Raw genomic sequence first — 26,079 nt, forward strand, 5'->3', positions numbered from 1 at the left:
GCCGGCGCTCGCGCCGGGGGAGGACAATGGCAGGCGTGACGACCGGCCAGGAGACGGACCAGGGGAGCGAGGAGAGCGCGCCGGGCGGCTTCCAGGTCCATCTGGACGTCTTCGAAGGCCCGTTCGACCTGCTGCTCGGGCTGATCTCCAAGCACAAGCTGGACATCACCGAGGTCTCCCTGCACAAGGTCACCGACGAGTTCATCGCGTACATCCGGTCGCGGGGTCCCGAGTGGGACCTCGACCAGACGAGCCACTTCCTGCTGGTCGCGGCGACCCTGCTCGACCTCAAGGCGGCCCGGCTGCTGCCCACCGGCGAGGTGGAGGACGAGGAGGACCTCGCCCTGCTGGAAGCCCGCGACCTGCTGTTCGCCCGGCTGCTGCAGTACCGGGCGTACAAGGAGGTCGCGAAGATCTTCTCGGGACGGATGGCCGAGGAGGCGCTGCGCTTTCCGCGCGCGGTGCCGATGGAGAAGCGCTTCGCCGACCTGCTGCCCGAACTCGTGCTCGGCATCGGGCCCGGGCAGCTCGCCAAGATCGCCGCCAGGGCGTTCACGCCCAAGGCGCCGCCGTCGGTGTCGGTCGCGCACATCTATCAACCGCTCGCCAGCGTCCGGGAGCAAGCGGCTATCCTTGTGGAGCGGCTGAGGCGGGTGCAGACGGCGACCTTCCGGGCACTGACCGCCGACTGCTCGGGAACCTTCGAGGTCGTCGCCCGGTTCCTGGCCGTCCTTGAGCTGTTCAGGGAGGCCGCGGTCTCCTTCGAGCAGGTCGAACCGCTCGGCGATCTGTACGTCACCTGGACGGGAACCGCCGACGGCGACGTCACGGTCGGCGACGACTACGACGAGGGCCGGCGCGAGGAGCAACCGGCGGAGCCGTCCGGCGCACCGGAGGAATGACCCGCCCGCGCCGGGAGCGGGACGGCGGCAGGGCGGTGAGCCCGGCCACATGTTCCCGGAGCGACCCGGACGCGGCGACGAGGCCGAGGCAGAGCGGCGGAGGCGGGACCATGGACGACGAGCGAGGAGCGATGACAGCGAGCGGCACCCCCGGTCCCACCGACGGCGCGGATGGCACACCCGGCACCGATGGCACAGCCGGCACCGGCGCCACTGAGGTGACGCCCGGTCTCGCCGGTGACGCCGCGCCTTCCGCTGAGGCCGCGCGGTCCCTGCCGGGCGACGCCGCGCCTTCCGCCGAGGCCGCGCCGTCTCTGCCGGACGACGCCGCAACTCCCGCTGAGGCCGCGCCGTCCCTGCCGGATGGCGCCGCGCCGGGCGGCGAGGAGACGCCTTCGGAGGGGACTGCGGAGGAGTCTTCGGGGGGTCCTTCACTCGCGCAGGCGCTTGAGGCGATCCTCATGGTGGTGGACGAACCGGTCGCGGAGATCACCCTCGCCCAGGTGCTCGAACGCCCGACGGCGGAGGTCGCCGCGGCGCTCCGCACGCTCTCGGCGGAATACACGGCGTCCGGGCGGGGTTTCGACCTTCGGGAGGTGGCCGGAGGCTGGCGCTTCTACACCAGGGCGGAGTGTGCCGCGCTGGTGGAGAGGTTCGTCAGGGACGGCCAGCAGGCGCGGCTCACGCAGGCCGCGCTGGAGACCCTCGCCGTGGTCGCCTACCGGCAGCCGGTCAGCCGGGCCCGGGTGGCGGCGGTGCGCGGCGTGAGCAGCGACGGCGTCATGCGGACGCTGGTCGCACGAGGCCTCGTGGAGGAGGCCGGAACCGACCCGGAGAGCCAGGCGGTGCTCTACCGGACGACGAGTTACTTCCTGGAGAGACTGGGGCTGCGAAGCCTTGACGAGCTTCCCGAGCTCGCCCCGTTCCTCCCGGACGACGTGGAAATTCTTGAGGAGCAGAAGTAGTGAACAACAGGCGTGGCACCCCGTCCGGTGAGGGACGCGGTCGGAGCCGGAGCACCGGTCAGCAGGGCGCGAGCGCGCGCGGATCCCGTGGCGGGTCCGGCGGCGGCTTCCGGCCCCAGGGCGACCGGCGCGGCGGTTCCCGCGTCCCTGGTTCCCGGTCCGGGTACGGTTCCGACTCCAGGTCCGATTCCCGGCCCGATTTCAGGCCGGACAGCCGATCCGACTCCCGATACGACTCCAGGCCCGACTTCAGGCGGTCCCGCGACGAGGACGCCCCGCGCAGCGACCGGTACGGCGACCGCCCCGCCAGGGACGCCCGTGCCGGCGAGTCCCGTGGTGGGGACTCCCGTGGTGGGGACTCCCGTGGTGGGGACTCCCGTGGCGGCGACCGCCGCGACGCCCGCCCCGGCGGACGGCGTTTCGGCGACGACAACCGCACGTCGTTCCGCGCCGAGCGCGGCGGCTCGCGCGGCGCGTACGGCAGGCCCGAGGGCGGTCGCCCCGGCGACCGGGACGGCGGGCGCGGCTCCGGCCACGACCGTGACTTCGGCCGCGACCGTGGGCCCGGCCGCGAAGGTGGTTCCGACCGTGACCGTGGTGGTTTCGGGCGGGACCGCGACGGCGGGCGCGGCTTCGACCGCTCAGGCGGCTTCGACCGTGAACGCGGCTTCAACCGTGACCGCGACGGCGGCCGTGGTTTCGGCCGTGACTCCAGTCGTGAGTCCGGCCGGGACTTCGGTCGTGAGTCCGGCCGGGACTCTGGCCGTGACGCCGGCCGGGATCGCGGCGGCCGCGAGTTTCCGTCCGCGGGCCGCTCCACGTTCCGTACGGATGGAGCCGGGACGCGTGGCCGGTACGGCAAGCCGGAAGGCGGCCGGGACGGTCTGCGTGACCGTGGGACGGACCGCGGCTCCGACCGCCCCTACCGGAGCGGCGAGGAGCGCGGCGACGGTTATGCCGCCCGAAGCGCCGGCGGTGCCGCCAGGGGCTCCTGGCGCGACGATCGCGAAGCCCGCGGCGACCGTGACTTCGGCGCCGGCCGCGGCAGCACCGACCGGGGCAGCAGCGCTGACCGGGACCACCGTGCCGACCGGGACAACCGCACTGAGCGGGGCGACCGGAACGAGCGGGGCGGCTTCCGGGCGGCCCGTGGCGGGACCCGGCGTGACGAGGTGCAGACGATCGGCCGTACCGGTGGCGCGACGCGGGGCCGCTTCGGCGGCGCCGATGGGGGCGCACGACGCCCGGCGCGCGGGGCGGGCGCGGGCCGTTCCTTCGGCACCGGCTCCGCAGGGGGCCGGGGCACGGGTGGACCCGGCTCGGGCGGCCAGGGCGCCGGGGGCCGGGGAGCGGGGAGTAAGGCAGCGCAGAGCAACCCGTTCAAGACGTCCCGGCAGCCGCTGCGCGACCCCGACTTCTACGACGCGAACTACACCGACGAGCGCGACACCACCGAGGTGCCGGGCGGCGACCGGCTCCAGAAGGTGCTCGCCCAGGCCGGGGTGGCCAGCAGGCGGGCCTGCGAGGAGCTGATCGGCGACGGCCGGGTGACGGTGGACGGCCAGACCGTGCGCCGCTTCGGCGCCCGCGTCGATCCCAACAAGCAGGTCATCCACGTGGACGGCAAGCGGATCCCGACCTCCGCCGAGACCGTCTACTACGCGCTCAACAAGCCGATCGGCGTGGTGAGCACGATGGACGACCCCGAGGGCCGGCCGTGCCTGCACGACTACGTGCAGGACCTCGCGCCCCGGCTGTTCCACGTCGGGCGTCTCGACACCGAGACCGAGGGACTGCTGCTGTTCACCAACGACGGCGAGCTGGCCCACCGGCTGACCCACCCGAGCTTCGGCGTGCAGAAGAAATACTGGGCCAAGGTGCCCGGTCCCGTCCCGCGCGACCTGCACAAGGTGCTGCGCAAGGGCGTGGAGCTGGAGGACGGCCTGGCGAAGGTCGACGAGTTCCGGATCGTGCAGGAGCACGGCCAGCAGGCGCTGGTCGAGATCGTCCTGCACGAGGGACGCAAGCACATCGTCCGGCGGCTGCTGGAGACCGTCGGGCACCGGGTGATCGACCTGGCCCGCATCGAGTTCGGCCCGGTCAAGCTCGGCCGGCTGAAGCCGGGCACGATCCGCACGCTCACCGTTCAGGAGATCGGCGAGCTGTACGCGGCGGTCGGCCTGTAGCCTGACGGCCGAACTACGGGCATACACCCGCAAGACGGGCAGAATAAGCCGAACAGGCGGTAGATGGGCCGCGCTCGCCCTCGACGGCGGGCCGGCCCATCTCAGCGAGAGGGGAACGACATGGTGCGGGCGGTTCGCGGAGCCATCCAGGTCGAGGGCAACGATCGAGACGCGATCCTCACCGGGACGACGGAGCTGGTGAGCGAGGTGATGGGCCGCAACAACCTCACCACCGACGACGTCATCAGCGTGATCTTCACGTGCACGCCCGACCTCACGGCGGAGTTCCCCGCCCTCGCCGCGCGCAAGCTCGGGTTCCACGACGTTCCCCTGCTGTGCGCGACCGAGATCGACGTGCCGGGAGCGCTCCCGCGCGTGGTGCGGCTCATGGCCCACGTGCAGACCGACCGGCCGCGGCAGGAGATCCAGCACGTGTACCTGCGCGGCGCCGTGGCGCTTCGCGTGGACATCGCCCAGTAGGAAGACGGCCCGGGCCGGAGATCCGGTAGAACGGGCTTCCCACATCCACAGGCATCCGCCCGCGGGACGCGTCCCCGGGACGGTGACGGCAGGAAGAACACGATGACTCCCATCGAGGGCGCCGGGATCGGCAGCGTGGTCGTTGTCGGGACGGGCCTCATCGGCACGTCCATCGCACTGGCGCTGCGGCAGCGGGACCTGCGGGTCTTCCTCGCCGACCGGGACGCGGGAGCCGTACGGCTGGCGCGTGAGCTGGGCGCGGGGGAGGACTGGACGGGCGCGCCGCAGGTGGATCTCGCGGTTCTCGCGGTGCCGCCCCAGTTCGTCGCCCAGCAGCTGCTCGACCTGCAGAAGCAGGGCAGTGCCCGCTTCTACACGGACGTGGCCAGCGTGAAGGCCCTTCCGCTGGCCCAGGCGGCCCAGCTCGGCTGCGACCTGACGACGTACGTCGCGGGGCATCCGCTGGCGGGCCGTGAGCGGTCCGGTCCCGCGGCGGCCCGGGCCGACCTGTTCCTCGGCCGTCCGTGGGCGTACTGCCCGACGGAGGACGCCGCCCCCGAGGCGGTGGCCGCGGTGCGGGAGCTGATCGACCTGTGCGGCGGCAACGCCGTCCGGGTGGACGCAGGCGAGCACGACCGGGCCGTGGCGGTCGTCTCGCACGCTCCCCACGTGACCGCCGCCGCCGTGGCCGCCCGGCTGGCCGAGGCGCCGGAGACGGCGCTCGGGCTGTCCGGCCAGGGCGTGCGCGACGTCACGCGGATCGCCGCCAGCGATCCGGCGTTGTGGATGGGCATCCTCTCGGGCAACGCGCTGCCGGTGGCCGAGGTGCTGGAGGCGGTGGCGGCCGACCTCGGCGCCGCCGCCAGATCGCTGCGCGCGCTGGCGGGCGACGGCGCGGCCATGGACCAGATCGCCGACCTGCTGGCGCGCGGGGTGCGCGGCACCGGCAGGATCCCCGGCAAGCACGGCGGCCCGGCGCGCACGTACGCCGTGGTGCAGGTGCTCATCGGCGACCGTCCGGGCGAGCTGGCCCGCCTGGTGCAGGCGGCGGGCGAGACGGGCGTCAACATCGAGGACATCCGGCTGGAGCACGCCCCCGGCCTGCCGCTCGGCGCCGCGGAGCTGTACGTCCAGCCGGAGGCGGCGGCCCCGCTGTCCGAGGCTCTGCGAGAGCGCGGCTGGCAGGTCGCTAACTGACCCGGACCCCTGTCGGGGCCGGTGACCTCCGGGCCTCTGGCAACGACGACGACGGCGGGGCGGGGGCGACGTGGCGGCGCAGCACGGGGGCCGCCCAGGCGATCGCCCCGACGGCGGCCACGGTGAGCAGCCCGCCGGTGAGGATCACGACGCGCGGGCCGTACAGCGTTCCGGTCACACCGTGGAGCAGGTTCGCGACCTGCGGCCCTCCGACCAGCACGACGGTCAGCGCGCCCTGGACGCGCCCGCGTACGGCGTCGGCGGTGTGCGTCTGGATGATCGTGGTGCGGAACGTGCTCAGCACGAAGTTCACCGCGCCGCCGAGCGCGAGCGCCGCCAGCGCGATCCACAGCTCGCCGGCCAGGCCGACGACCATGACCGTGACCCCCCACGCGGCGGCGGCGCCCGCCACGAGAGCGCCGTGGCGGCGGGCGCGGGTGAACGCGCCCGACAGCAGCCCGACGGCGAAGACCCCGGCGGGATAGGCCGCGTAGAGCAGCCCCGTCTCCGGGCCGCCCCCGGCAGTGCCGCCGAAGACGTGGCGGGCCAGTTCGGGGAACAGCGCCGACGGCATGCCGAAGACCATGGCCGCGAGGTCCACGGCCAGCACGGAGGCCAGAAGCCGATTGCCCGCCAGGCAACGGAATCCGGCGAGTGCCCGGCCGGTGGCCGAGGAGGCACGGCCGCCGTGCTCGTCGCCCGTCCGGTCCGCGGCGGCAGGCAGTGGGGGCAGCAGGGCGACGGCCCACACCACGGCGAGCAGCGCGACGGCGTCGAAGAGATACAGCGTGCCGAGCCCGAGGACGGGGATCAGCACCCCCGCGAGCATCGGCCCCAGGATCGACCCGCCGTACCGGACCAGCGAGTTGAGGCTGTTGGCCGCGGGCAGCAGTTCGGGCGGGACGAGGCGGGGCACGGTGGCCCCGGCCGTCGTCAGGACCGTCCCGTACGCCAGCCCCTGGAAGGCCACCGCCACCAGCAGGGCGGGAAGGGAGCCGCCGCCCAGGACCGTCAGGACCCACAGCCCCGCGTACGTCAGCGCCAGGCCGAGGTCGGCGGCGAGCAGCATCGTCCGGCGGTCCAGCACGTCGGCGAGGGCGCCGCTCCACACCGCCGCCGTGACCAGCGCGGCGAGCGACACCCCCGCGGCGGCTCCCACGGCCGCCGACGAGCCGGTCGTCGTGAACAGGTGCGTCGGCACCGCGACCACGCTGAACGACCCGCCCACGGCGCAGATCACCGAGGCGGCCCACATCCGCCGGAACGCCGGGACGGCCAGCGGCCGCAGGTCGATCGTGAGGGCCCGCGCGGAGGTCGTCGCGGAAGGGCGGGACGGGCGCTCCGCCGCGGCGCTCATCGCGCGGTCCCGTCGCCGTCGCCGTTGGCCTCGGCCTCGGGCGCGGCGGCATCGATCACGGCTGGGGTCACGGCAGCGGTCACGGCTGGGGTCGCGGCATCGGTCACCGTGGCGGTCACGTCGGCGACCACGCAGGCGATGTTGTCGGGGGCGCCGGCCGCGTACGCCAGGTCGATCAGCTCGTCGACCACCTCGCGCGGGCCGCCGGGACCGGCGAGCGTCTCGCGCAGCACGCGGTCCGGCACGACGGCCGGCAGCCCGTCCGAACAGAGCAGATACCGGTCGCCGGGAACGGCCTCGTGCAGCGACAGGTCGGGGAGGGAGGCCCCCGTGCCGGTCAGCGCGCGGACCAGGAGCGGGCGCCGCGGGTCGGAGGCGGCCTCCTCGGGGGTGAGCCGCCCTTCGCCGACCAGCGACTGCACGTACGTGTGGTCCTCGGTGAGCCGGAACAGCCCCCCGTCGCGGAACAGGTACGCCCGGCTGTCGCCGATGTGCGCCAGGGCGAACCGTGACCCCGCCCACACGAGCGCGGTCAGCGTGGTGACGGTCTCTCCCGACGGCGTCGATGCGGCGATGTCCCGGATCGCCCGCTCGGCGTCGCGGACGGCGTCGGCGAGCGCACCGAGCAGGTCCTCGGGCAGGGGCTCGGGCACTATCTTGGGCGGATCGCCCAGCACGTCACCGGGCAGGTCCCCGGGCAGGTCCCCGGGCAGGTCCCCGGGCAGGTCCCCGGGCAGGTCCCCGGGCAGGTCCCCGGGCAGGTCATCGGGTGAGCCGTCCGGCACGTCACCGGGCAGTGCGTCGGGCGCGGCGTCGGGCAGATCCTCGGGCAGATCCTCGGGCGACGTCTGGGGCGCATTGCCCGGAGCATCGTCCGGCGTGTCACCGGGCGGGGCGCCGTCGCGGGTGGACCGGCTCCATAGGCGCCTGACCGCCTCGACGGCCGCCGCGGCGGCGCGGTCGCCGCCCGGGCCGCGCATCCCGTCGGCCACCGCCAGCAGGCGCTCTCCGGCGTACGCGACGTCCTCGTTGCTCGTCCGCACCGGTCCCGGTTCCGACCGGGCGGCGTAACGGATCTCCGGCATGGTCGTGCTCGCCTCCACGCCGCCGTCCCTTCCCGACAGGTGGCCGACGAGGAGGGCGGCGAGCCGGCCGCAGGCCGCGGTCTCGGCCGTGACCTGCCGCCAGTAGGCGGCCACCGCCTCGGCGGCGTCCGGCGCGGGCAGGTCGCACATCTGCCTGATGCGCGCCAGCGGCATGCCGAGCCGGCGCAGCGAGGCGATCAGGCGGGCCTGCTCCAGCTGTCGGGGGTGGTAGTAGCGGTATCCCGACTCGCCGTCCACCGCGGCCGGCCGCAGCAGCCCGAGCTCGTCGTACAGACGCAGCGCCTTGGGCGACAGCCGGGCGGCCCGCGCGAAGGCGCCGATGGTCAGCAGCTCTCGCACCACTCCTCCTCGTCCCGGCCGCCATGGCCGGTGCCGACGATGCTGGGGCCTCACCCAGGGGCAAGGTCAACACCCACCGGACCGGCGGAGCCCTCGCCCGGCCGCCGATGCAAGGTTTCCGGCGGTATCCCGGTAGCCTCGGGGACGACGATTCCGAAGGAGAAGGAGAGACCGGTGTCGGGTCTGGTCGTCGCGATGGACGGTCCCTCGGGGTCGGGCAAGTCGAGCGCGTCGCGGGGCGTCGCGCGGGCCCTCGGCCTGCGCTACCTCGACACGGGCGCCATGTACCGGGCCGTCACGTGGTGGATGCTCCAGCGGGGCGTCGACCTGGAGGACCCGGCGGCGATCGCCGCGAGGTCGGCCGAGCCCGCGCTGACGATGACGATCGACCCGGACGCGCCGGGTGTCGCCGTCGACGGCGTCGACGTGAACGGGCCGATCCGCGGCGCCGAGGTCACCGGCGCGGTGTCGGCCGTGAGCGCGGTGCCCGAGGTGCGCCGCCGGCTCGTGGACCTGCAGCGGGAGATCATCGCGGGTTCCCTGCCCGACGGCGGGATCGTGGTCGAGGGGCGTGACATCGGCACCGTGGTCGCGCCGGACGCGCCGGTCAAGATCTACCTCACCGCGAGCGCCGAGGCCCGCGCGCTGCGCCGTACGGCGGAGCTGGAGGGGACGAGCGTGGAGGCGCAGCGGGCCGCGATGGCCCGCCGCGACACCCTCGACTCGACGCGGAAGGCCGATCCGCTGGCGAAGGCCGCGGACGCGGTGGAGCTCGACACCACGCCGCTGGACCTGGACGAGGTCATCGCCGAGGTGCTCCGGATCGTCAAGGAGCGGGTCTGACGGATGAGGCAGGGTATGGACGTGACGGTGGAGTACGACGAGGACGAGGGCGGCTGGATCGAGGCCGAGCTCGCCGAGCTGTCCGCCGAGGAGGCGGAGCGGGAGCCCGACGCGGGCCCGTTGCCGGTCGTCGCCGTGGTGGGGCGCCCCAACGTCGGCAAGTCGACGCTGGTCAACCGCATAATCGGCCGTCGTGAGGCGGTTGTGGAGGACGTGCCCGGGGTGACCCGCGACCGGGTCACCTACGAGGCCACCTGGCGCGGACGCCGGTTCACGCTGGTGGACACCGGCGGCTGGGACCCGGACGCGACCGGCATGGCCCTGCGCATCGCGGAGCAGGCGCAGATCGCGGCCGAGCTGGCCGACGTGATCCTTTTCGTGGTGGACGCGAGCATCGGGGTCACCGACTCCGACGAGACCGTCGGGGCGGTCCTGCGCCGCTCGGGCAAGCCGGTCGTGCTGGCCGCCAACAAGGTCGACAACCAGCAGATGGAGCTGGAGGCGACCGGGCTGTGGTCGCTCGGCCTGGGCGAGCCGCACCCGGTCTCGGCCCTGCACGGCCGCGCCAGCGGCGACCTGCTCGACGTGGTGCTCGACGCGCTGCCGGAGACGCCGCCGCAGACGTTCGGCGACCGGCGCGGCCCGCGCCGGATCGCGCTGCTCGGCAAGCCCAACGTGGGCAAGTCGTCGCTGCTCAACAAGGTCGCCGGAGAGGAGCGGGTGCTGGTCGACCCGATGGCCGGCACCACCCGCGACCCGGTGGACGAGCTGGTCGAGCTGGGCGGCACGACGTACCGCTTCATCGACACCGCCGGCATCCGGCGGCGCGACCGCGAGCTCAAGGGCGCGGACTTCTACGCGGCGATGCGCACCCGGGCCGCGCTGGAGCGGGCGGAGGTCGCGGTCGTGCTGATCGACGCCTCCGACGTGCTGACCGAGCAGGACCTGCGGATCATCGGCCTGGTCATCGAGTCGGGCCGGGCGATGGTGGTCGCGTTCAACAAGTGGGACCTGGTCGACGAGGACCGGCGTTACTACCTGGAGAAGGAGATCGACCGGCAGCTCGTCCGCACGCCCTGGGCGCTGCGGGTGAACATCTCGGCGAAGACCGGCCGTCACGTCGAGAAGCTGGCCCCGGCCATCGAGCGGGCGCTGGAGTCGTGGGGCACGCGGGTGCCGACGGCCCGGCTCAACCAGTTCCTCACCGAGCTGGTGCAGGCCACGCCGCCGCCGGTGCGCGGGGGCAGGCAGCCGAAGATCCTGTTCGCCACCCAGGCCTCGACCGAGCCGCCGAAGTTCGTGCTGTTCACCTCGGCGTTCCTGGAGGAGACCTACCGCCGCTTCATCGAGCGCCGCATCCGCGAGGAGTTCGGCTTCGCCGGCTCCCCGATCGACGTCACGATGAAGATCCGGGAGAAGCGCAAGAAGAAGTAACCCCACCGGCCGCGCCCCTGCGTACCGTTGGCCGTGCCTCCGACCACCCGATCTCCGGATGGTCGCGGGGCACGTCCCAGGCGGCAGTGAGGAGCACGACCATGGCGACCTTCGTCCTGATCCCCGGCATGTGTCACGGCGGCTGGTGTTTCCAGGACCTCGTCGAGGACCTGCGCGGCCACGGCCACCGCGCCCTTGCGCTGACGCTCAGCGGCGTGAGCGAACGCGCCCACCTGTTGCACGGCGGGGTGAACCTGGACACCCACATCCAGGACGTGACCGGCGTGCTGGAGGCCGAGGGCGTCCGTGACGCGGTGCTGGCCGGGCACAGCTACGGCGGCATGGTGATCACCGGGGTGGCCGACCGCCTGCCGGAGCGGGTCGCCGCCCTGGCCTACCTGGACGCCTTCGTGCCGGAGGACGGCGACTCCTGCTGGACCCTCGCCTCCGAGCAGGAGCGGCAGTGGTACGCCGACGTGGAGGAGACCGGCTACGCCACGCGGACTCTGCCGTTCTTCGACCCCCGGGCGACCCCGCACCCCGTCGCCTCGCTGCTGCAGCCGCTCCGGCTCACCGGGGGTCTCGCGAGCGTCCGGCGGCGGGTCTACGTGTACGCCGGCCGGGACGTGCGGTCTCCCTTCACGCGTACGTACGAGCGGCTGCGCGAGGACCCCGCGTGGACCGTGCACGCGCTGGACAGCGGGCACAACCTCATGCGGGACGCGCCGCGGGACCTGCTCAGTGTCCTGCTCGACGCCGCCGCGCCCGTCCCGGCGGAAAGCCCGCCGGCCGCCGCGGCATGGTAGGGCAGACCCTACCCCCGGGACTGCCGCCCGCCGGATCGATCATCGGCGTCCGGGTCAATAGCGTTGGGGGCATGCGCCGACTTCTCTCCCGTCTGACCGGTGACACGGTCTACGTCCTCATAGGCTTTCCGCTCGCGTCGATCACGTTCGTCCTCACCGTGGGCGGTCTGTCCGCCGGTGCGGGCCTGCTGGTGGTCTGGCTGGGTGTGCCGGTCCTCGCGCTCACCCTCCTCATGGCCAGGGGGATGGGGGACGTCGAACGGCTGCGCATGCGGCCGGTCCTGGGCCGGGAACTGCCCCGGCCGCGTTATCCGCGCGCGCCGGAGGGCGCGGGCATCCTGCGCCGTACGGTCACGCCGCTCGCCGGGGGCCAGCCCTGGCTCGACGCGCTGCACGCCCTGCTGGCCTTCCCGCTCGCGGTCGCCGCGTTCTGCGTGACCGTCACCTGGTGGGCCACGGCGGTCTTCGGGCTGACCTATCCGCTGTACGGCTGGCTCTTCTCGAACATCCCGGACAACCACAGCCTTCCCGACCTGCTCGGGCTCGGCCGCGGCTACGTCGTGGACAGCGTCTTCTATCTGGGCATGGGCGCCCTGTTCGCGCTCACGCTCTACCCGGTCGTCCGGTCCTGCGCGCTGATCCAGGCGTCGCTCGGCAGGGCGCTGCTGACCGGGATCGCGGAGCTGCAGGAGCGCATCGACGACCTGACCGAGGGCCGCAACGCCGCCGCCCACGCGGAGGCGGACGCGCTGCGCCGCCTGGAGCGGGACATCCACGACGGCCCCCAGCAGCGCCTGGTCCACCTGGCCATGGAGCTGTCGCGGGCGCAGCGGGAGCTGAAGCGGGACGCCACCGCCGCGCACGAGACGATCGGCAAGGCCATCGGCGCCACCCGCGAGACGCTCGACGAGCTGCGGGCGCTGTCGCGCGGCATCGCCCCGCCGATCCTCGCCGACCGCGGTCTCGCCCCCGCGCTCGCCGCCCTCGCCGGCCGCTGCACGGTGCCGGTGGAGCTGGACGTCCAGACGACCGAGCGGTTTCCCGCGCTCATCGAGAACACGATCTACTTCGTCACCGCCGAGGCCCTGACCAACGTGGCCAAGCACAGCAGGGCGACGTCCTGCATGGTCGGGCTGACCCGGATCGGGGACGTGCTTCTGCTCACGATCGGGGATGATGGGGTCGGCGGCGCTCACGTCGCCAAGGGACACGGCCTGTCCGGCCTGGCCGACCGGCTGCGGGCGGTCGACGGCGAGCTGACGGTGCGCTCGCCCGCTGGGGGGCCGACCTCGATCACGGCGGAGGTTCCGTGCGCGTAGTGGTGGCCGACGACGCCGTCCTCATCAGGGAGGGGCTCGTCCGCCTGCTGGAGGAGTTCGGCTGTGAGGTCGTCGAGACGGCCGGAACGGGGGAGGGGCTGGTCGAGGCCGTCGTCGCCCACCGGCCCGACGTCTCGGTGGTGGACGTGCGGATGCCGCCGTCGTTCACCGACGAGGGCCTGCGGGCCGCGGTCGAGGCGCGGGAGAAGGTGCCGGGCGCGCCCGTGCTGATCCTGTCGCAGTACGTCGAGGTGTCGTACGCCGACGACCTGCTGGCCGACGCGCGGGGAGCGGTCGGCTACCTGCTGAAGGACCGGGTGGTCGACGTCGAGGAGTTCATGGACGGCCTGCGCCGGGTCGCCGCCGGGGGGACGGTCTTCGACCCGCAGGTCGTCGCCCAGCTGATGGTGCGGCGGCGCCGGGACGACCCGCTGGCCTCGCTGACGCCGCGCGAGCGGGAGGTCCTCGGGCTGATGGCCGAGGGCAGGTCGAACCCCGCGATCGCCCGCCGTCTCGTCGTCACCGAGGGCGCGGTGGAAAAGCACATTCGCGGCATCTTCGCCAAGCTCGGCCTGCACGCCGAGGACGGCGACCAGCACCGCCGCGTCCTGGCGGTGCTGGCCTACCTGCGGTCCTGACGGCACGCCGCCCGGGCGGGCCCGTTCAGGCCGGGTGGTTGCCGTTCGTCATGTCGTACGGCGTGCTGACCCCCTCGTACGCGAGGTGGAACTCCATGCCCTGCGCGGCGTGCGCGAGATCGTGACAGTGGGACATCCACACGCCGGGGTTGTCCGCCACGAGGGCGACCTCCCAGACCTCGCCGGGGGCGACGTCGAAGGTGTCCATCGGCAGCCCGGTCGCCGGCACGCCGTTCCGGGACAGGATCCGCACGTGGTGGCCGTGCGGATGCATCGGGTGGGTGTCCGTGCCCCGGTTCACCACCCGGATCCTGACCGTCTCCCCCTGCCGGACGACCGGCGTGGGGATGTTCGGCCACGCCTTGCCGTTCACCGTCTGGGCGAGCCTCGGCAGGCCGCCGGAGACGGCGAGCGTCTTGTCCAGCACCCAGGTCGTCTCCCGGTCGAACCGGGCGGGCAGGGCGGCGGGCGTGCCGTACCGGGTGATGTCCACGACCGGCCCGGCCGCCGGCGGAGGCGTCGCCGGTCCGTTGACCAGCAATGTGGGCCGGTCTCCCGCCGTCAGCAGCACCGGCCCGGAGGGCACGGTGAAGGTGAGGTCGTAGCGCCCGCCCGCCGCGAGGTGCAGGCGCGCGCCGTCGAGGTCCGTCGCCCCCGGCACGTCCCCGCCGTCCACCGCCGCGATCCGGTACGGCGCGCCGCTCAGGCCGAGGACCACGGGCTGGGTGTCGGTGTTCACCACCCGCAGCCGCGTACGGGCCCCGGGGGGCAGTGTGAGGCGGGTGAGCAGGTCGGACGGCGCGGCGCCGTCCACCGAGAGCGTCGGGCGCGAGCCGAAGGTGTGCAGCGCGAGCACGTGGTCCTCGCTCTCCGGCACGGGGGTCGCCGGGTCGACGACCAGCAGGCCGAACAGCCCGCGCGGCACGGCGACGCTGGAGTTCTGGTGGCTGTGGTACCAGTACGTGCCGGCGTCCTCGGCGCGGAACCGGTAGACGTGGGTCTGGCCGGGCCAGACGGCGTCCTGGGTCACGCCCGGCACGCCGTCCTCGGCGGCCGGCACGTCGTACCCGTGCCAGTGGATCGTGACACCCTGCCCGGTGTTCGGCTGCCCAGGGTTCGGCTGCCCGGTGGTTTCCTGGCCGCTGCCTCCTTGCACCGGCAGGCGGTTGCGCAGGACGACCTCGACCAGGTCGCCCTGCCGCACCCGCAGCACCGGCCCCGGCACCTGCCCGTTGAACGACCACGCCTCGGCGCCGGCGCCGGACGGCAGCCGTACGGTGGCGGGCTGGGCGGTGAGCGTGAAGCGGCGGATCCGCTCCCTGGCCCCGGCCGGGCCGCCCGCGGAGGCGGGGGCGGGGCCGCGCAGCAGGTCGACGGAGACGCCGCGTCCGCCCGTGTCGTGCCCCGTGTGGAGGTGGCCGCTCGGCCACCCGCCGCCGATCGTGAGGGCGAGCGCGAGGGCGAGCACGCAGGTTCCCGCAGCCTGCCAGGCGTGCCGGGGAGAGCGGGCCGGGCCGAGCAGCCGCCACGTCACGGCGGACGCCGCGGCGAAGAGCGCGAGCACCGTCGCCGCCCCTCCGGAGGTGACCGGATAGGAGATCACGACCCCGCAGGCGATCCCGGCCACCGCGCCGTACGCCGTGACCAGCAGAGGGAACGCGACGACGCGGGCCGAGCCGGCCGTGGAGCCGCCTGTGGAGCCGGTCGCCGTGCCGCGCAGCAGGCGGGGCAGGCTGACGGCGGCCGAGACGAGCGCGGGCACGACGACCAGGGGCAGCGCGAGGGTGACCTTCTCGGCCACGAACCACCAGCCCGCTCCGGCCAGGCCGGCGGTGACGGCGACCCGCAGTGCGGTCATGACGATCGCCGCGGCGCACGACGCCGCGGCGATCAGGAGGGTCCGCCGCCCGGCCGCGGCGGGCTGCCGCAGGCCGGTCAGGGCGATCCCGGCGGTCGCGGCCCAGGCGGCCGCGACCAGGACGAAGAGGATCTGATCGAGAGCGATCAGCCGAGCGGTGGTCACGCCGCGGCGTGCGCCGGGGCCGCGGCGGTGCTCTTCGTGAGGGCGTGGGCCCGCCGCACGAGGACGACGGCGGCGGCGAGGATCGCCACGCCGTCGAGGGCGTGGAAGCCCAGGACGAACAGGCCGGCGGTCGTCGTGCCGGTCTCCGACGCCCCGGCCATCTCGGCCAGCGGGAAGATGACGAACAGCTGCACCGCCACCAGCACGAACGGAAGGATCGCCAGGCCCGCCGTCCGGCCGCCCGCGCGGGCGGCGAGGGCCACGATCGCGGTCAGCAGCGAGACGAGCGGGATGACCATCGTGCCGTTCATGGCGTGGTAGCCGATGGCCGCGCCCGGGTCGCCCGGCGCCGGAGTCGGCCTCTCGAACGCGCCGAACGTGGCGAGGTAGAACTGGGCGAGCACGGCGACGAGTTGCACGACGGCGAAACCGAAGAACACCTTGCGCATTGTGGGGCCTCCTGTGAGGTACGGGCGGAGCCCCGGGGGTTCTGCGGGGCGGCGAGCGCCGGAAAGGTACGCGGCCATGGTGGACCCGAAGGTGTCCCGGGCGCCCGGGACACCCGTCCCGCCCCGCCGGGAAGTTACGCGAGTCGCGGCGAGACGGGGCGGGTGGTCAGCGCATCCAGGGCGGGACGATCCGGTCGGTGCCCTTGGGCGCGAGGTCGCAGGCGTCCTCGGCGGTGACCCCGCCGGGAATGTAGACCTCGGCGCCCGCCGGGGCGACGGCGATCGCGCTGAAGCCGGACTCCGCGTCGCTGTGCATCCTGCGGCTGAGGTCGGCCGGCAGGACGATCGTGTCCCCGGCCCCGACGCCGTAGGTCTCGCCGTCGAGGTCGACGGTCGCGCCGCCGGACAGGAAGGTCCAGACCTGCTCGCGGTCGCAGGAGTGCAGGGGCCCGCTGTTGCCCGCGGGCATGTCCACACGCCACACGGCGTGCGCCGCCCCGCCCTGCGTCGGGGAGGCGAGGGTGGTCATGACGCCGTTCGGCGTGGTGCTCACGCGGCTGTCGGCGGAGTGGATGACAGACATCGGTGGTGTCTCCTAGAGTAGACAACGTTGTTGTCCTTAATAGTGAACCAGGTTGTCTATCGTGTCAATCGACCCGCCCGGATTCGAGCTGCCGCTGCGGCTCTTCCTGGGATTTCGCGTGCTCATCGATGATCTGCACGCGGAGCTGGCCCGTCAGGGGCACCCGCACTCCCGGCCCATGCACGGATTCGTCCTGCAGGCGATCGGCGTCGAGGGCACGACCGCCGTGGACCTCGGCCGCACGCTGGGCGTCAGCAAGCAGGCGGCGGGCAAGACCATCGACACGCTGGAGCGCCTGGGCTACGTGGAGCGCGCCCGCGACGCCCGCGACACCCGCCGCAAGATCGTGCGGCTCACGCCGGCGGGCGTCGACCTGCTGACCCGCTCGGCCCGCATCTTCGACGACCTGCGGGCCCGCTGGGCCGAGGTCATCGGCCCGGAACGGCTCAGGGAGCTGGAAGCCGACCTGCGCAGGGTGACGCCCGCGGACGTCTTCCGCCTCGACGTGCCCGGCTGGTTCGGCGCCTCCTGACCCAGGCCGGGGCGCCGGGCTCAGACCGCGGAACGCCGGGGGAGGGCGAGGGCGGCCACCGCCCCCAGCAGGCACAGCCCGCAGGTGATCAGGAAGATCTCGGTGTACTCCGTGTGCAGCGCCGCCTGGACCTTCGCGGTGTAGCCGGCGAGCCTGCGGGCGTACTCGCCCGCGTCCACGCCGAACGGCAGCGGCGTGTCGAGATGCGCGGTGAGCGACTGGAACCGGTGGAAGCCCCACGCCGAGAGCGCGGCGACGCCCAGCAGCATGCCCATCATCCTGGCCACCACGACCGCCGCCGACACGACGCCGTGCCGCGCCGCCGGGACCACGCGCAGCGCCGCGGAGGAGACGGGGGCGATCACCACGCCGAGGCCGACGCCGGTCACCACGAGGTCGACGTCCATGCGCACCCCGGCCGAGGCCAGGTCGAGCGGCCAGCGGGAGATCATCCAGTATCCCGCCGCGGCCAGGGCCATGCCCGCCACGGCCACCGGCCGCTCGCCGAACCGCCGCACCAGGAATCCGCCGAGGAACGCCGCCACCGCCAGCGCGGCGAGGAACCGGGTGAGCACCAGCGCGCCTCCCACGGCGTCGCGGCCGAGCAGCGTCTGCGCGACGAGCTGCACGTCGACCAGCGTGACCAGCAGCGCCGCCCCGGCGAGCAGGCTCACCGCGAGCGTGGCGAACAGCGGCCCGCGGGGCACGCCCGTCAGGTCGAGCAGGCGGACCGGCGAGCGGATCTCCCACACCACGAACAGCACGGCCGCCACCGCTCCGGCGACCACGCACGGCAGCCCCCACGGCGGCAGCACCGTCGTGCCGGGGGAGGGGTTGTAGAGCCCGGCCACCAGCAGGCCGAGCGCCAGCGCCAGCAGCGCCCCGCCACCCAGATCCAACCGGGAAGCACCCGCCCGTGGCTGACCCGTGGCGTACGGCTCCCGCCCGCCGGGCACCGCCACCTGCACGGCGACGGCGGCCATCAGCGTGAGCGGGAGGTTGACCCAGAAGACGCCGCGCCATCCGGCGAGCGCGGCGAGGCCCGCGCCGTACAGGGGGCCGAGCACGCTGCCGAGTTCCTGCGCCGCGCCCACCGCGCCGAGCGCCACCGGGCGGGCGCGTTCGTCCCAGAGATCGCCGATGAGGGCCATCGTGATCGGCAGCAGCGCGCCGCCCGCGACCCCCTGGAGCGTACGGCCCGCGACCAGCACCGGGATGCTCGCCGCCAGGGCGGTGAGGAGGGAGCCCGCGGCGAACCCGGCCAGGCACCCGTGGATCAGCGTCCGCCTGCCGTACCGGTCGGACAGCCGGCCCAGCAGCGGCATCGCCGCGACGTATCCGAGCAGGAACCCGGTCACGACCGGGGTCGCCCTCTCCAGGTGGTTGAGCGGCACGCCGACGTCGGCGGCGACGTCCACCAGGATGGTCACGACGACGTACGCGTCGAGCGCGGCGAGCAGCACGGCGGCGCCGCCGACGGCCAGCGCCAGGCGCCGGCGCCGCACGGGTGGGCCGGTCACGGCGTGGGCGGGGTGACGGTCACGGGGGCGTCGTAGTCCGCGAGGGTGACGGCGGCCGAGCCGCCGCCGAGCGGCACGTCGATCTTGAGCAGGCGACTGGTGGCCTTGTCGATCCAGAGCGTGCCCGCGACCTTCTGCTGGACGCCGGGCACCAGCGCGGCCAGGGCGTCCTGCGGCAGGGTGGCGGTCAGGCGGTAGGCGGCGGCGTCGCCGACCTTCTCCTCCGCCTGCGTCCGCACGTCCTGGGCGGCCGACAGCAGGCCGGGCACGCCGGTCAGCACGGCGGAGGGGTCGTAGATCGCCGCGAGCTGCTGCCGGGTCATCGTCTGGTAGCCGCCGGTCGGGCCCTTGAAGTAGACCGTGTCGCCGACGAGCACGAAGTCGATCTCCTGCAGGCCCAGCATCTCGATCTGCACGGTGCCCTTGGCGTCACCCTCCTTGGTGAGGCTGCCCTCGGCGTGCCGTACGGGCACGGCGGGCTTGTCCTTGGTCTCGATCGTGAAGGCGACCGTCTTGACCGCCCGCATCGCCTCGGCCGACCGCTTCATCAGGGCGGGACCGTCCGGCAGGGACGTCTCGCTCTTCGCGTCGCAGGCGGTCACGAGCAGGAGGCCGGCCACGACCAGCCCGAGGATTGTTCGCACAGCCGGATCGTAGCGAGCGGGCGGGGGTGGCACGCGTTCCCGGGGGAATCGGTTTGACGCACCTTGTCAGGGGAACTCGGGATCGGTGCGGTTCCCCCGACACCCCGTCGTCATCGCTAGTCGTTCCGCCGTACGCCGCGGACCCCCTGCAGATGGTCGATGACGGGCGCGTAGATCCGCTCCAGCGTGGAGACCTGATCGGGCGTCATCAGGTCGATGAAGTGCCGGCGGACGCTGTCCACGTGGTCCGGCGCCACCCGTCTTATCGTCTCCCACCCCTGGTCGGTCAGGACGGCGAAGGTGCCCCGCCGATCGTCCTCGCACTCTTCACGGGTGACCAGCCCGGCCGCCTCCATCCGGGAGATCTGGTGGGACAGGCGGCTGCGCGACTGGATGGTCGCGTCGGCGAGCTCGCTCATCCGCATGCGGCGGCCGGGGCTCTCGGAGAGGTTGACCAGGATCTCGTAGTCGTTCAGGGAAAGGCCGCTCCCTTGGAGCTCTCGGTCGAGTTGAAGGAAGAGAAGTCGGTGCGCAGCCAGGTGGGCCCGCCAGGCGCGTTGCTCGTGCGGGGTCAGCCAGCGGTGGTCGTCCATATCGACCAGCATAAGATCAAGTGAACGGATGGAGCGGGTATGCCTGACGGCGAGAACGGCGAGAGCCTGGGCACCGTGGTGGTAGCGGGCTTGGCCAATCTCGCTATCGCACTGGCCAAGCTCGTGGCCGGCCTGATCAGCTCCTCCTCGGCGATGCTGTCGGAGGCCGCCCACTCGGCCGCCGACACCGCCACCGAGGTCGTGCTGTTCGCCGCGATCCGGCACGGCGAGCGGCCCGCCGACGCCCGTCATCCCCTCGGGCACGGCCGCGCCGCCTATCTCTGGGCGATCGTGGCGGCCTGCTTCACGCTGGTCGTGGGGGCCGGTTTCTCGCTCACGCACGGCTGGCAGACCATCACCAGGGGAGAGGACCTCGGCGACATCCGCGTGTCGTACATCGTTCTCGCGGTGTCGTTCGCGATCGAGTCGATCTCCCTCCTGCGGGCCCTGCGCCAGTTGCGGGCCGAGGCCCGGCGCTGGCGGGTGAGCCCCGGCCGGCTGCTGGAGCGCACCTCCGACACCATGCTCAAGGCGGTCGTGCTGGAGGACGCGGCCGCCCTGATCGGCATCGCGGTGGCGGCCGTCGGCCTGGTGCTGTCACAGCTCACCGGATCGGCCGTGTGGGACGGCGCCGCGTCGATCGTCATCGGGCTGCTGCTGCTCTGGGTGGCGCTGACCCTGATCAGGACCAACGCCTCGCTGCTGATCGGGCAGGCGCCCTCGGCCTCGCTGCAGGAGAAGATCAAGGCCGTGCTGTCCGAGCAGCCGGAGGTCGAGGGGGTCGTCGAGCTCGCCGCCGTCCTCATGGGCCCCGGCCAGATCCTGGTCGCGGCGAAGATCGACTTCGTGGACGAGACGACGGGGGAGCGGCTGGAGATCGCCGCCGACCAGGTGGAGCGACGGCTCACCGAGCGGTTCCCGGAGATCAAGCAGGTGTTCCTCGACCCCACTCCCGGCCGGTCAGCCGCCGAGGAGGTGTAGCTTGGCGGGCTCGTCGGTGACGGCCGAGGCGATCACGGTGCCGGCCGTCCATTCGAGGAAGTGACGGCCCTGCCACTCCAGCGGCACCGTCAGCCCGTCCACCAGCGGCAGGGCCGACAGGTCCGCCTCGCGCAACCGGTCGAGCGTCAGCTCGCCCCGCTTGACCAGGGCCTCCTTGCGCACCCACTGACGGATGAGGCCGCGGTTGTCGTCGCCCACCAGCTTCGCCTCCTCGGGGGTCAGCGCGAGCGCCACGAGGTTCTCGTCGGCGGGGCCGCCCGTGACGTGCTCGGCGTCCACGCCGACCCGGCCGTGCCCGGCGACCGCGCAGACGTATCCCGAGGTGTGCGCGAGGCTGATCGACACGTCGGGGGCCTCGGCCAGCCAGGGCCGCCCGTGCGCCTGCCCGCACTCCTCGCAGCGCTGCACCACGGTCAGCATGCAGGCCCGGGTGCCGAGCAGTTCGGCGGCGCAGTGCCGTACGAGCAGGTGGGCGGCGACGAAGTCGCGGCGGTCCCCGCTGCGGGTGAAGCGTTCGGCGCGTTCGCGCTCGGCCGGGGTCAGGGTGCCGCCGACGAGTTCGAGCACGTCGTCGGTGTGGCCGGCCACGGCCAGTGGAGGGCGCACACCGTCACTGTAGGACAGCGATGTGACGATCAAGTGAACTGGTGTGCTCCTCCCGGCGGCCGAAGCGCTCACCCGGCCGGAGTCACCCGTGCGCCGGGCCTCGCCCGCGCTCGCCCGGCCCGCCCGGGTGGCCGTCCGCGCCCCGGCCTCACCCGGTGAGCGCGGACACCCATTCCTCGATCTCGTCCGCGCGGCGCGGCAGCGCGGCCGACATCAGCCGGGCGCCGTCGGCCGTGATCACCAGGTCGTCCTCGATGCGGACGCCGATCCCGCGCAGCTCCGGCGGCAGCGTCAGGTCGTCGGGCTGGAGATAGAGCCCCGGCTCGACGGTCAGCACCTGGCCCTCCTCCAGCACGCCGTCGAGGTAGGTCTCCGCCCGCGCCCGCGCGCAGTCGTGCACGTCGAGGCCGAGCATGTGGCCGCTGCTGCACAGGGTGTAGCGCCGGTGCAGCCCCGCGCCGGCCTGCGCCCGCGTCAGCAGCCCCCATTCGACCAGGCCGTCGGAGATGACCCGCATCGCGGTCTCGTGGAAGTCGCGGAAGCGCGCCCCCGGGCGCAGCACGGCGATGGCCGCCGTCTGCGCCTCGTACACCAGGTCGTACACCTGCCGCTGCACCGGGCCGAACCGGCCCGACAGCGGCAGCGTGCGGGTGACGTCGGCCGTGTAGAGGTTGTCGCCCTCGACCCCGGCGTCGAGCAGCAGCATCTCGGCGGGGTCGAGCCGTCCGTCGTTGCGGATCCAGTGCAGCACGCAGGCGTGCGCCCCGGAGGCCACGATCGACTGGTAGCCCACCGCGTTGCCCTCCAGCCGCGAGCGCAGCCCGAAGACGCCCTCGACGTACCGCTCGCCGCGCGGATGCGCGACGGCCGCGGGCAGCGCGCGCACGACGTCCTCGAACCCGCGCACGGTCGCGTCCACCGCCTGCTGCAACTCCGCGATCTCCCACTCGTCCTTGACCAGCCGCAACTCCGCCAGGACCGCGGCCAGTCCGGCGTCGCCGTCCGCGGGGGAGACCAGCGCGTCGACCGAGGCGTCGACCCCGCGCAGCACCCGGGCCGGGCCGCGCAGCGCCGCCGGCAGGTCGTCGATGGGCGCGCACTCGATCTGGTACGCCGCCTCGGTCTCGGCGAGGCCCAGCCGGCGGCCCACCCAGAACTCGCCGTACCGCCGGTCGCGGTAGAACTCCTGCGACCCGGCGCGGGACGGGCGGGGACGCAGGAAGAGCCGCGCCTCGCCGGACGGCTCGACGACCAGGACCTGGTCGGGCTGCTGGGCTCCCGTCAGGTACGCGAACGCGCTGTGCGCCCGGAACCGGTGGTCGTCGTCGTTGCTGCGCGCGAGCAGGGTGCCCGAGGGGATGACCAGCCGCTCGCCGGGCAGCCGCTCGGCGAGCCGGGCCCGCCGCTTGGCCGCGTACGCGGCGACGGGCAGCGGCGTCGGCGCGCTCTCCACGGCGGCGGCCCAGCCGCCCCGCATGAACTCGTCCAGCGCCGCCGGGATCGGGAGATCGTGACTCCCCGTGTTGAGCTGCTTGCCGGTCATCGATCATCTCCAGGTGGCGGCGATATTTGGCCATCGTAGGGGTGTAGGCCCTTGACGAGGGAGGACGGCCGCTGTTGCCTGGGGAAACAGGATGTGCCGTGCCGGGCGGCCGGCGCGGGAGACAGGGGGCGGGGCCCCCGAGTGCCCCTGGAAGGCGGTGTCGATGCTCATCGGGACGATCTTGCAGAGTAAGGGAACAGGCGTGGCGACCGTTCCACCGCACGCCACGGTGTCAGAGCTTCTCGCCCGGCTGGCGGAGCTGAACATCGGTGCGGTGGTGGTGTCGGAGGATGGCCTGTCCATCGACGGCATCGTGTCGGAACGCGACGTCGTCCGGCGGCTGCACGAGCACGGGGCCGCGCTGCTCGGCCGGCCCGTCTCGTCGATCATGACTTCGGAGGTGCGCACCTGCGGCCCGGACGCCAACGTGGACGACCTGCGCCGCACGATGACCAACCACCGGATCCGGCACGTGCCCGTGGTCAGGGACGGCCGCCTGGCGGGCATCGTCAGCATCGGCGATGTCGTCAAGACCTCGATCCAGGAACTGGAGAGCGAGCGGGAGGCCCTGGTCGGCTACATCAACGGCTGACGGCGCCCTCCACGGGGCGGGACAGCCCTCGGCCGTCTCGCCCCGTGCCTTCGCGCGGGCGCCGATCTAGACTGGCTCGTGTGAAGCTGAAGCTGGATCTCCACGACATCTACAACAAGGGCAGCGAGATCGACCGGGCGCTGCACGGCATCATCCAGGAGGCCGTACGCAAGAAGGCGACCCAGGTGGAGATCATCCCCGGCAAGGGATCCGGCCAGCTCAAGAAGAAGGTGCTGCGCTTCCTGGAGAAGAAGGAGATCAAGGCGCTCTACCACCGGATCGACAAGGACGCCAAGAACCACGGCCGTCTGTTCGTCTACTTCCAGTGGAAGTAAGGGCGTCTCGCCTCCACCAGGGTGAACGTCATGTCGATCGGGTTATCCGGCAAAGTCGCGCTTCACCTGGGAGGGGCGAACATTTGTCGCAACACGCTCACATTCAGGCTGCGTTCGAATTCCGGCGGAAGGAACAGCCTGAACGTTTCGCTCGCCAGCTCGGCCTCCTCGACCTCCGCCTCGTACGCCTCACGGGCCAACTCCGGTTCTATCTGCAATTGGCGAGCCGTTTGCGCCTCATAGTAGGGATCCCACCCCGGCTGCCATTCCTGGGGCTCTAGCGCCGCTGGTAGGGAGGGCTCCGCGGTGAACCGGCGGAGTGCGGTGAGTCGAGGGAGCAGCGTGGGCGTGGAAACCCGCGCTCTTTCGTGGGGGACACGGGGCGCAGTCGCCATGGACGGCGCCATGGGTGCCGGTGCCGGGGCAACCGGGACCACGTCGGCGGATGCGGCAGACGATATCGCCACGGACAGAAAAGCCGTCGAAAGGGCGGCGCCGCCCAGACGTACGAAATTCTTCATGTCCAGCCTTCCTTCGATTCGTCGGTCAGCCGATCAATTCGTGGAGGGGGGTACCCGGCCGAGCCTGTCCCGCGCACCGACACGCCCGCCGCATACCGTTCTTCTACGGCACCATGACCACAGACATGGGAAATGGAGCCGGGTCAAGGAAGGGTCGGAGACCGCAGGCCGGAACGGCGCTCAATCACCTCCGGCGGAAGTGACCGCCCGGGCTATCGCGGGGGCAGGACGCAGAACTCGTGGCCGTCGGGATCGGCCATGACGACCCAGCCGACCTCGCCCTGACCGATGTCGAGGCGCGTCGCCCCCAGGGAGATGAGACGGTCGACCTCCGCCTGCTGGTCACCGCCGGGAGACGGAGCGAGGTCGAAGTGGAGGCGGTCCTTCCCGGTTTTCGGCATCAGCGGCGGACCACCCCAGGTGATCTTCGGTCCGCCGTGCGGGGAGCGGATCGCGGTCTCCTCGTCCTGGTCCCAGACCAGCGGCCAGCCCAGCGCCTCGCTCCAGAAGTATCCGACCTTCTGCGAACCGTCGCAGGCGAGCGCACCGATGAAGCCGCATTCGGCGAGGAACCGGTTGCCGGCCTCGCTCACGCAGAACTCGTTGCCCTCCGGGTCCGCGAGCACGACATGGCCCTCCTCCGGGCGTTGGCCGATGTCGATGTGCCGGGCGCCCAGCCCGAGCGCCCGCGCCACCGTCTCCCGCTGCTCCTCTGGGGACGTGCTCTTCAGATCGAAATGCACCGGGTTCTGGCCCGACTTCTGCTCCCTGGTCGGAAGGAACCGAAGCCGGAACCCGGTGTCGTCGTCCGGCAGGAGCGCGACCCCGTCCCGGGGGTCGCCGGTCGTCTCCCAGCCCAGGACTCCGGCCCAGAAGCGCGCGAGACGGACCGGGTCGTGGGCGTCGAAGCAGAGCGCGTGGAGGTCGCAGGTCATCCCGCTCCTCACCTCCGGTCTGGTGGTTCACGGCCGCGGACGGGGCACGTCCGACGCGCCCGCGAAGGACGATAACCCCGAGCGCCCGGGGCCCGCCACGGAATAAAAGCGCCAGCGCGGGCGGGGATGCGATGCCCGCACGCTCAAGATTGAGGTTGGACGTGTCGCGATCGGTCACCTGGAGTGGAAGTGAGGGCTGTCCGCCGTTCCGCTCCCGGCAGGGCCGGACGCTGCCGGTGGTGTCGCCGGGCGCGCGTTCCGTCCATTGAGCGGGTCGCCGGGGCGCTCGGGCGGCCCGCGAGACGGCAGGCGAGGCAGTGGTCGTGGCCCGTCATCGGATCCTTCACCCGCCAGTCCCACTGCTCCGGAGGCCGGGGGCCGCTGGGCTTGCCCCAGCCCGCGAGGTGCAGCGCCCAGGTGACCAGGCCGCCCAGGACGATCACCGCGAGTCCGAGCCGGACGCCGGGCGGCGAGGCCGCGCACATCGCCGCCCCCACCGTCGCGCAGCCGGCCAGCACGACGACGCAGCCGGTCCAGCCCGCGATCGTGTGCCCGAGATCGACGTCGTCGTGCAGGCCGCTCATGGCTCTCCTTAGTATGGGGAAGAGTTAACTCACCAACTAAACATC

The 26,079-nt window shown here is 73.2% G+C and carries 26 protein-coding genes; 14 read left to right on the top strand and 12 right to left on the bottom strand.

Annotated elements, in window-relative coordinates:
* Positions 1 to 26 precede the first annotated feature (26 nt).
* The 5 genes from Mam01_RS02590 to Mam01_RS02610 all read left to right on the top strand — a co-directional run bounded on the left by Mam01_RS02590 (position 27) and on the right by Mam01_RS02610 (position 5,730).
* Complete coding sequence (locus Mam01_RS02590) at positions 27 to 902, top strand: segregation and condensation protein A (RefSeq protein WP_204283810.1); 876 nt, start codon at positions 27 to 29, stop codon at positions 900 to 902.
* Between the two features lie 356 nt (positions 903 to 1,258).
* The gene (gene scpB, locus Mam01_RS02595; protein WP_275408890.1) at positions 1,259 to 1,867 is read left to right on the top strand and encodes an SMC-Scp complex subunit ScpB; all 609 of its coding nucleotides are present in this window, start codon (positions 1,259 to 1,261) and stop codon (positions 1,865 to 1,867) included.
* Positions 1,867 to 4,053 (top strand): pseudouridine synthase, encoded by a 2,187-nt coding sequence (locus tag Mam01_RS36270; protein WP_239100974.1) that lies wholly within the window; start codon positions 1,867 to 1,869, stop codon positions 4,051 to 4,053. Before scpB ends, Mam01_RS36270 begins: the two co-directional genes overlap by 1 nt.
* Positions 4,054 to 4,173: 120 nt before the next feature.
* Entirely contained in the window at positions 4,174 to 4,533 is a 360-nt protein-coding gene (aroH, locus tag Mam01_RS02605; RefSeq protein WP_204283812.1) for a chorismate mutase, read from the top strand.
* A 102-nt stretch (positions 4,534 to 4,635) separates the two neighbouring features.
* Positions 4,636 to 5,730, top strand: a complete 1,095-nt coding sequence (locus Mam01_RS02610) for a prephenate dehydrogenase (RefSeq protein ID WP_204283813.1) — start codon at positions 4,636 to 4,638, stop codon at positions 5,728 to 5,730.
* On the opposite strand, the gene Mam01_RS02615 is transcribed toward Mam01_RS02610, so the two are convergent.
* Entirely contained in the window at positions 5,723 to 7,087 is a 1,365-nt protein-coding gene (locus Mam01_RS02615; RefSeq protein WP_204283815.1) for an MFS transporter, read from the bottom strand. The genes Mam01_RS02610 and Mam01_RS02615 overlap by 8 nt on opposite strands.
* Positions 7,084 to 8,532, bottom strand: coding sequence for a MerR family transcriptional regulator (locus Mam01_RS37200; RefSeq protein WP_204283817.1), 1,449 nt, complete (start codon positions 8,530 to 8,532; stop codon positions 7,084 to 7,086). Before Mam01_RS37200 ends, Mam01_RS02615 begins: the two co-directional genes overlap by 4 nt.
* A 174-nt stretch (positions 8,533 to 8,706) precedes the next feature.
* Here Mam01_RS37200 and cmk point away from each other — a divergent pair, with 174 nt between their 5' ends.
* From cmk to Mam01_RS02645, 5 genes are all read left to right on the top strand, one after another.
* A complete protein-coding gene (cmk, locus tag Mam01_RS02625; RefSeq protein WP_373868675.1) occupies positions 8,707 to 9,375 on the top strand; it encodes a (d)CMP kinase in 669 nt (222 codons plus the stop codon).
* A gap of 15 nt (positions 9,376 to 9,390) precedes the next feature.
* On the top strand, positions 9,391 to 10,809 hold the full coding sequence (der, locus tag Mam01_RS02630) for a ribosome biogenesis GTPase Der (RefSeq protein ID WP_204283819.1): 1,419 nt from the start codon (positions 9,391 to 9,393) through the stop codon (positions 10,807 to 10,809).
* Between the two features lie 101 nt (positions 10,810 to 10,910).
* Positions 10,911 to 11,615, top strand: a complete 705-nt coding sequence (locus Mam01_RS02635) for an alpha/beta fold hydrolase (protein ID WP_204283821.1) — start codon at positions 10,911 to 10,913, stop codon at positions 11,613 to 11,615.
* A 71-nt stretch (positions 11,616 to 11,686) separates the two neighbouring features.
* Positions 11,687 to 12,934, top strand: coding sequence for a sensor histidine kinase (locus Mam01_RS02640; protein WP_204283823.1), 1,248 nt, complete (start codon positions 11,687 to 11,689; stop codon positions 12,932 to 12,934).
* Positions 12,925 to 13,572 carry a response regulator gene (locus tag Mam01_RS02645; protein ID WP_150933197.1) on the top strand — a complete coding sequence of 216 codons (648 nt, stop codon included), beginning with the start codon at positions 12,925 to 12,927 and terminating at the stop codon, positions 13,570 to 13,572. Before Mam01_RS02640 ends, Mam01_RS02645 begins: the two co-directional genes overlap by 10 nt.
* Positions 13,573 to 13,597: 25 nt before the next feature.
* Here the strand turns inward: Mam01_RS02645 and Mam01_RS02650 are convergent, their stop codons facing one another.
* The 3 genes from Mam01_RS02650 to Mam01_RS02660 all read right to left on the bottom strand — a co-directional run bounded on the left by Mam01_RS02650 (position 13,598) and on the right by Mam01_RS02660 (position 16,627).
* Positions 13,598 to 15,595, bottom strand: a complete 1,998-nt coding sequence (locus tag Mam01_RS02650; RefSeq protein ID WP_204283825.1) for a multicopper oxidase family protein — start codon at positions 15,593 to 15,595, stop codon at positions 13,598 to 13,600.
* Positions 15,592 to 16,044 carry a DUF6220 domain-containing protein gene (locus Mam01_RS02655; RefSeq protein WP_204283827.1) on the bottom strand — a complete coding sequence of 151 codons (453 nt, stop codon included), beginning with the start codon at positions 16,042 to 16,044 and terminating at the stop codon, positions 15,592 to 15,594. Before Mam01_RS02655 ends, Mam01_RS02650 begins: the two co-directional genes overlap by 4 nt.
* Positions 16,045 to 16,210: 166 nt before the next feature.
* Positions 16,211 to 16,627 carry a cupin domain-containing protein gene (locus Mam01_RS02660; RefSeq protein ID WP_150933200.1) on the bottom strand — a complete coding sequence of 139 codons (417 nt, stop codon included), beginning with the start codon at positions 16,625 to 16,627 and terminating at the stop codon, positions 16,211 to 16,213.
* Between the two features lie 61 nt (positions 16,628 to 16,688).
* On the opposite strand from Mam01_RS02660, the gene Mam01_RS02665 reads away from it, so the two are divergent.
* The gene (locus Mam01_RS02665; RefSeq protein WP_191910048.1) at positions 16,689 to 17,159 is read left to right on the top strand and encodes a MarR family winged helix-turn-helix transcriptional regulator; all 471 of its coding nucleotides are present in this window, start codon (positions 16,689 to 16,691) and stop codon (positions 17,157 to 17,159) included.
* A 20-nt stretch (positions 17,160 to 17,179) separates the two neighbouring features.
* Here Mam01_RS02665 and Mam01_RS02670 read toward each other — a convergent pair whose 3' ends face one another.
* The 3 genes from Mam01_RS02670 to Mam01_RS02680 form a co-directional block, all read right to left on the bottom strand.
* The gene (locus Mam01_RS02670; protein WP_204283829.1) at positions 17,180 to 18,664 is read right to left on the bottom strand and encodes an MFS transporter; all 1,485 of its coding nucleotides are present in this window, start codon (positions 18,662 to 18,664) and stop codon (positions 17,180 to 17,182) included.
* Positions 18,665 to 18,675: 11 nt separating this feature from the next.
* Positions 18,676 to 19,323 (bottom strand): LppX_LprAFG lipoprotein, encoded by a 648-nt coding sequence (locus Mam01_RS02675; RefSeq protein ID WP_239100975.1) that lies wholly within the window; start codon positions 19,321 to 19,323, stop codon positions 18,676 to 18,678.
* A 116-nt stretch (positions 19,324 to 19,439) separates the two neighbouring features.
* Positions 19,440 to 19,916 carry a MarR family winged helix-turn-helix transcriptional regulator gene (locus Mam01_RS02680; RefSeq protein WP_204283832.1) on the bottom strand — a complete coding sequence of 159 codons (477 nt, stop codon included), beginning with the start codon at positions 19,914 to 19,916 and terminating at the stop codon, positions 19,440 to 19,442.
* Between the two features lie 39 nt (positions 19,917 to 19,955).
* Between Mam01_RS02680 and Mam01_RS02685 the strand changes: the two genes are divergently transcribed.
* Positions 19,956 to 20,897 (top strand): cation diffusion facilitator family transporter, encoded by a 942-nt coding sequence (locus Mam01_RS02685; protein WP_204283834.1) that lies wholly within the window; start codon positions 19,956 to 19,958, stop codon positions 20,895 to 20,897.
* On the opposite strand, the gene Mam01_RS02690 is transcribed toward Mam01_RS02685, so the two are convergent.
* The gene (locus tag Mam01_RS02690) at positions 20,877 to 21,524 is read right to left on the bottom strand and encodes a 4'-phosphopantetheinyl transferase family protein (RefSeq protein WP_204283836.1); all 648 of its coding nucleotides are present in this window, start codon (positions 21,522 to 21,524) and stop codon (positions 20,877 to 20,879) included. The two genes, Mam01_RS02685 and Mam01_RS02690, sit on opposite strands and share 21 nt — an antisense overlap.
* Positions 21,525 to 21,672: 148 nt before the next feature.
* The gene (locus Mam01_RS02695) at positions 21,673 to 23,067 is read right to left on the bottom strand and encodes an aminopeptidase P family protein (RefSeq protein WP_204283838.1); all 1,395 of its coding nucleotides are present in this window, start codon (positions 23,065 to 23,067) and stop codon (positions 21,673 to 21,675) included.
* 163 nt (positions 23,068 to 23,230) lie between these two features.
* On the opposite strand from Mam01_RS02695, the gene Mam01_RS02700 reads away from it, so the two are divergent.
* Together Mam01_RS02700 and Mam01_RS02705 are read left to right on the top strand one after the other, a co-directional pair.
* Positions 23,231 to 23,659 (top strand): CBS domain-containing protein, encoded by a 429-nt coding sequence (locus tag Mam01_RS02700; RefSeq protein ID WP_117409046.1) that lies wholly within the window; start codon positions 23,231 to 23,233, stop codon positions 23,657 to 23,659.
* Between the two features lie 80 nt (positions 23,660 to 23,739).
* Positions 23,740 to 23,994 carry a Smr/MutS family protein gene (locus tag Mam01_RS02705; protein WP_150933209.1) on the top strand — a complete coding sequence of 85 codons (255 nt, stop codon included), beginning with the start codon at positions 23,740 to 23,742 and terminating at the stop codon, positions 23,992 to 23,994.
* 733 nt (positions 23,995 to 24,727) lie between these two features.
* Here the strand turns inward: Mam01_RS02705 and Mam01_RS02710 are convergent.
* Together Mam01_RS02710 and Mam01_RS02715 are read right to left on the bottom strand one after the other, a co-directional pair.
* Positions 24,728 to 25,450 carry a VOC family protein gene (locus tag Mam01_RS02710; RefSeq protein WP_204283841.1) on the bottom strand — a complete coding sequence of 241 codons (723 nt, stop codon included), beginning with the start codon at positions 25,448 to 25,450 and terminating at the stop codon, positions 24,728 to 24,730.
* Positions 25,451 to 25,593: 143 nt separating this feature from the next.
* On the bottom strand, positions 25,594 to 26,034 hold the full coding sequence (locus Mam01_RS02715) for an HGxxPAAW family protein (RefSeq protein WP_204283843.1): 441 nt from the start codon (positions 26,032 to 26,034) through the stop codon (positions 25,594 to 25,596).
* Between the last annotated feature and the right edge of the window lie 45 nt (positions 26,035 to 26,079).

Source organism: Microbispora amethystogenes (genome assembly GCF_016863015.1).
GTDB classification, from domain to species: domain Bacteria; phylum Actinomycetota; class Actinomycetes; order Streptosporangiales; family Streptosporangiaceae; genus Microbispora; species Microbispora amethystogenes.

Excerpts from the sequence above, each read along its gene's own strand:
- Mam01_RS02640 (WP_204283823.1), top strand. The coding sequence starts at position 11,687 with ATGCGCCGACTTCTCTCCCGTCTGACCGGTGACACGGTCTACGTCCTC.
- Mam01_RS02655 (WP_204283827.1), bottom strand. The coding sequence starts at position 16,044 with ATGCGCAAGGTGTTCTTCGGTTTCGCCGTCGTGCAACTCGTCGCCGTG.
- Mam01_RS02680 (WP_204283832.1), bottom strand. The coding sequence starts at position 19,916 with ATGGACGACCACCGCTGGCTGACCCCGCACGAGCAACGCGCCTGGCGG.
- Mam01_RS02610 (WP_204283813.1), top strand. The coding sequence starts at position 4,636 with ATGACTCCCATCGAGGGCGCCGGGATCGGCAGCGTGGTCGTTGTCGGG.
- Mam01_RS02695 (WP_204283838.1), bottom strand. The coding sequence starts at position 23,067 with ATGACCGGCAAGCAGCTCAACACGGGGAGTCACGATCTCCCGATCCCG.
- Mam01_RS02590 (WP_204283810.1), top strand. The coding sequence starts at position 27 with ATGGCAGGCGTGACGACCGGCCAGGAGACGGACCAGGGGAGCGAGGAG.
- Mam01_RS02700 (WP_117409046.1), top strand. The coding sequence starts at position 23,231 with ATGCTCATCGGGACGATCTTGCAGAGTAAGGGAACAGGCGTGGCGACC.
- der (WP_204283819.1), top strand. The coding sequence starts at position 9,391 with ATGGACGTGACGGTGGAGTACGACGAGGACGAGGGCGGCTGGATCGAG.
- aroH (WP_204283812.1), top strand. The coding sequence starts at position 4,174 with ATGGTGCGGGCGGTTCGCGGAGCCATCCAGGTCGAGGGCAACGATCGA.
- Mam01_RS02710 (WP_204283841.1), bottom strand. The coding sequence starts at position 25,450 with ATGACCTGCGACCTCCACGCGCTCTGCTTCGACGCCCACGACCCGGTC.
- Mam01_RS02685 (WP_204283834.1), top strand. The coding sequence starts at position 19,956 with ATGCCTGACGGCGAGAACGGCGAGAGCCTGGGCACCGTGGTGGTAGCG.
- Mam01_RS02715 (WP_204283843.1), bottom strand. The coding sequence starts at position 26,034 with ATGAGCGGCCTGCACGACGACGTCGATCTCGGGCACACGATCGCGGGC.
- Mam01_RS02615 (WP_204283815.1), bottom strand. The coding sequence starts at position 7,087 with ATGAGCGCCGCGGCGGAGCGCCCGTCCCGCCCTTCCGCGACGACCTCC.
- Mam01_RS02635 (WP_204283821.1), top strand. The coding sequence starts at position 10,911 with ATGGCGACCTTCGTCCTGATCCCCGGCATGTGTCACGGCGGCTGGTGT.
- Mam01_RS02660 (WP_150933200.1), bottom strand. The coding sequence starts at position 16,627 with ATGTCTGTCATCCACTCCGCCGACAGCCGCGTGAGCACCACGCCGAAC.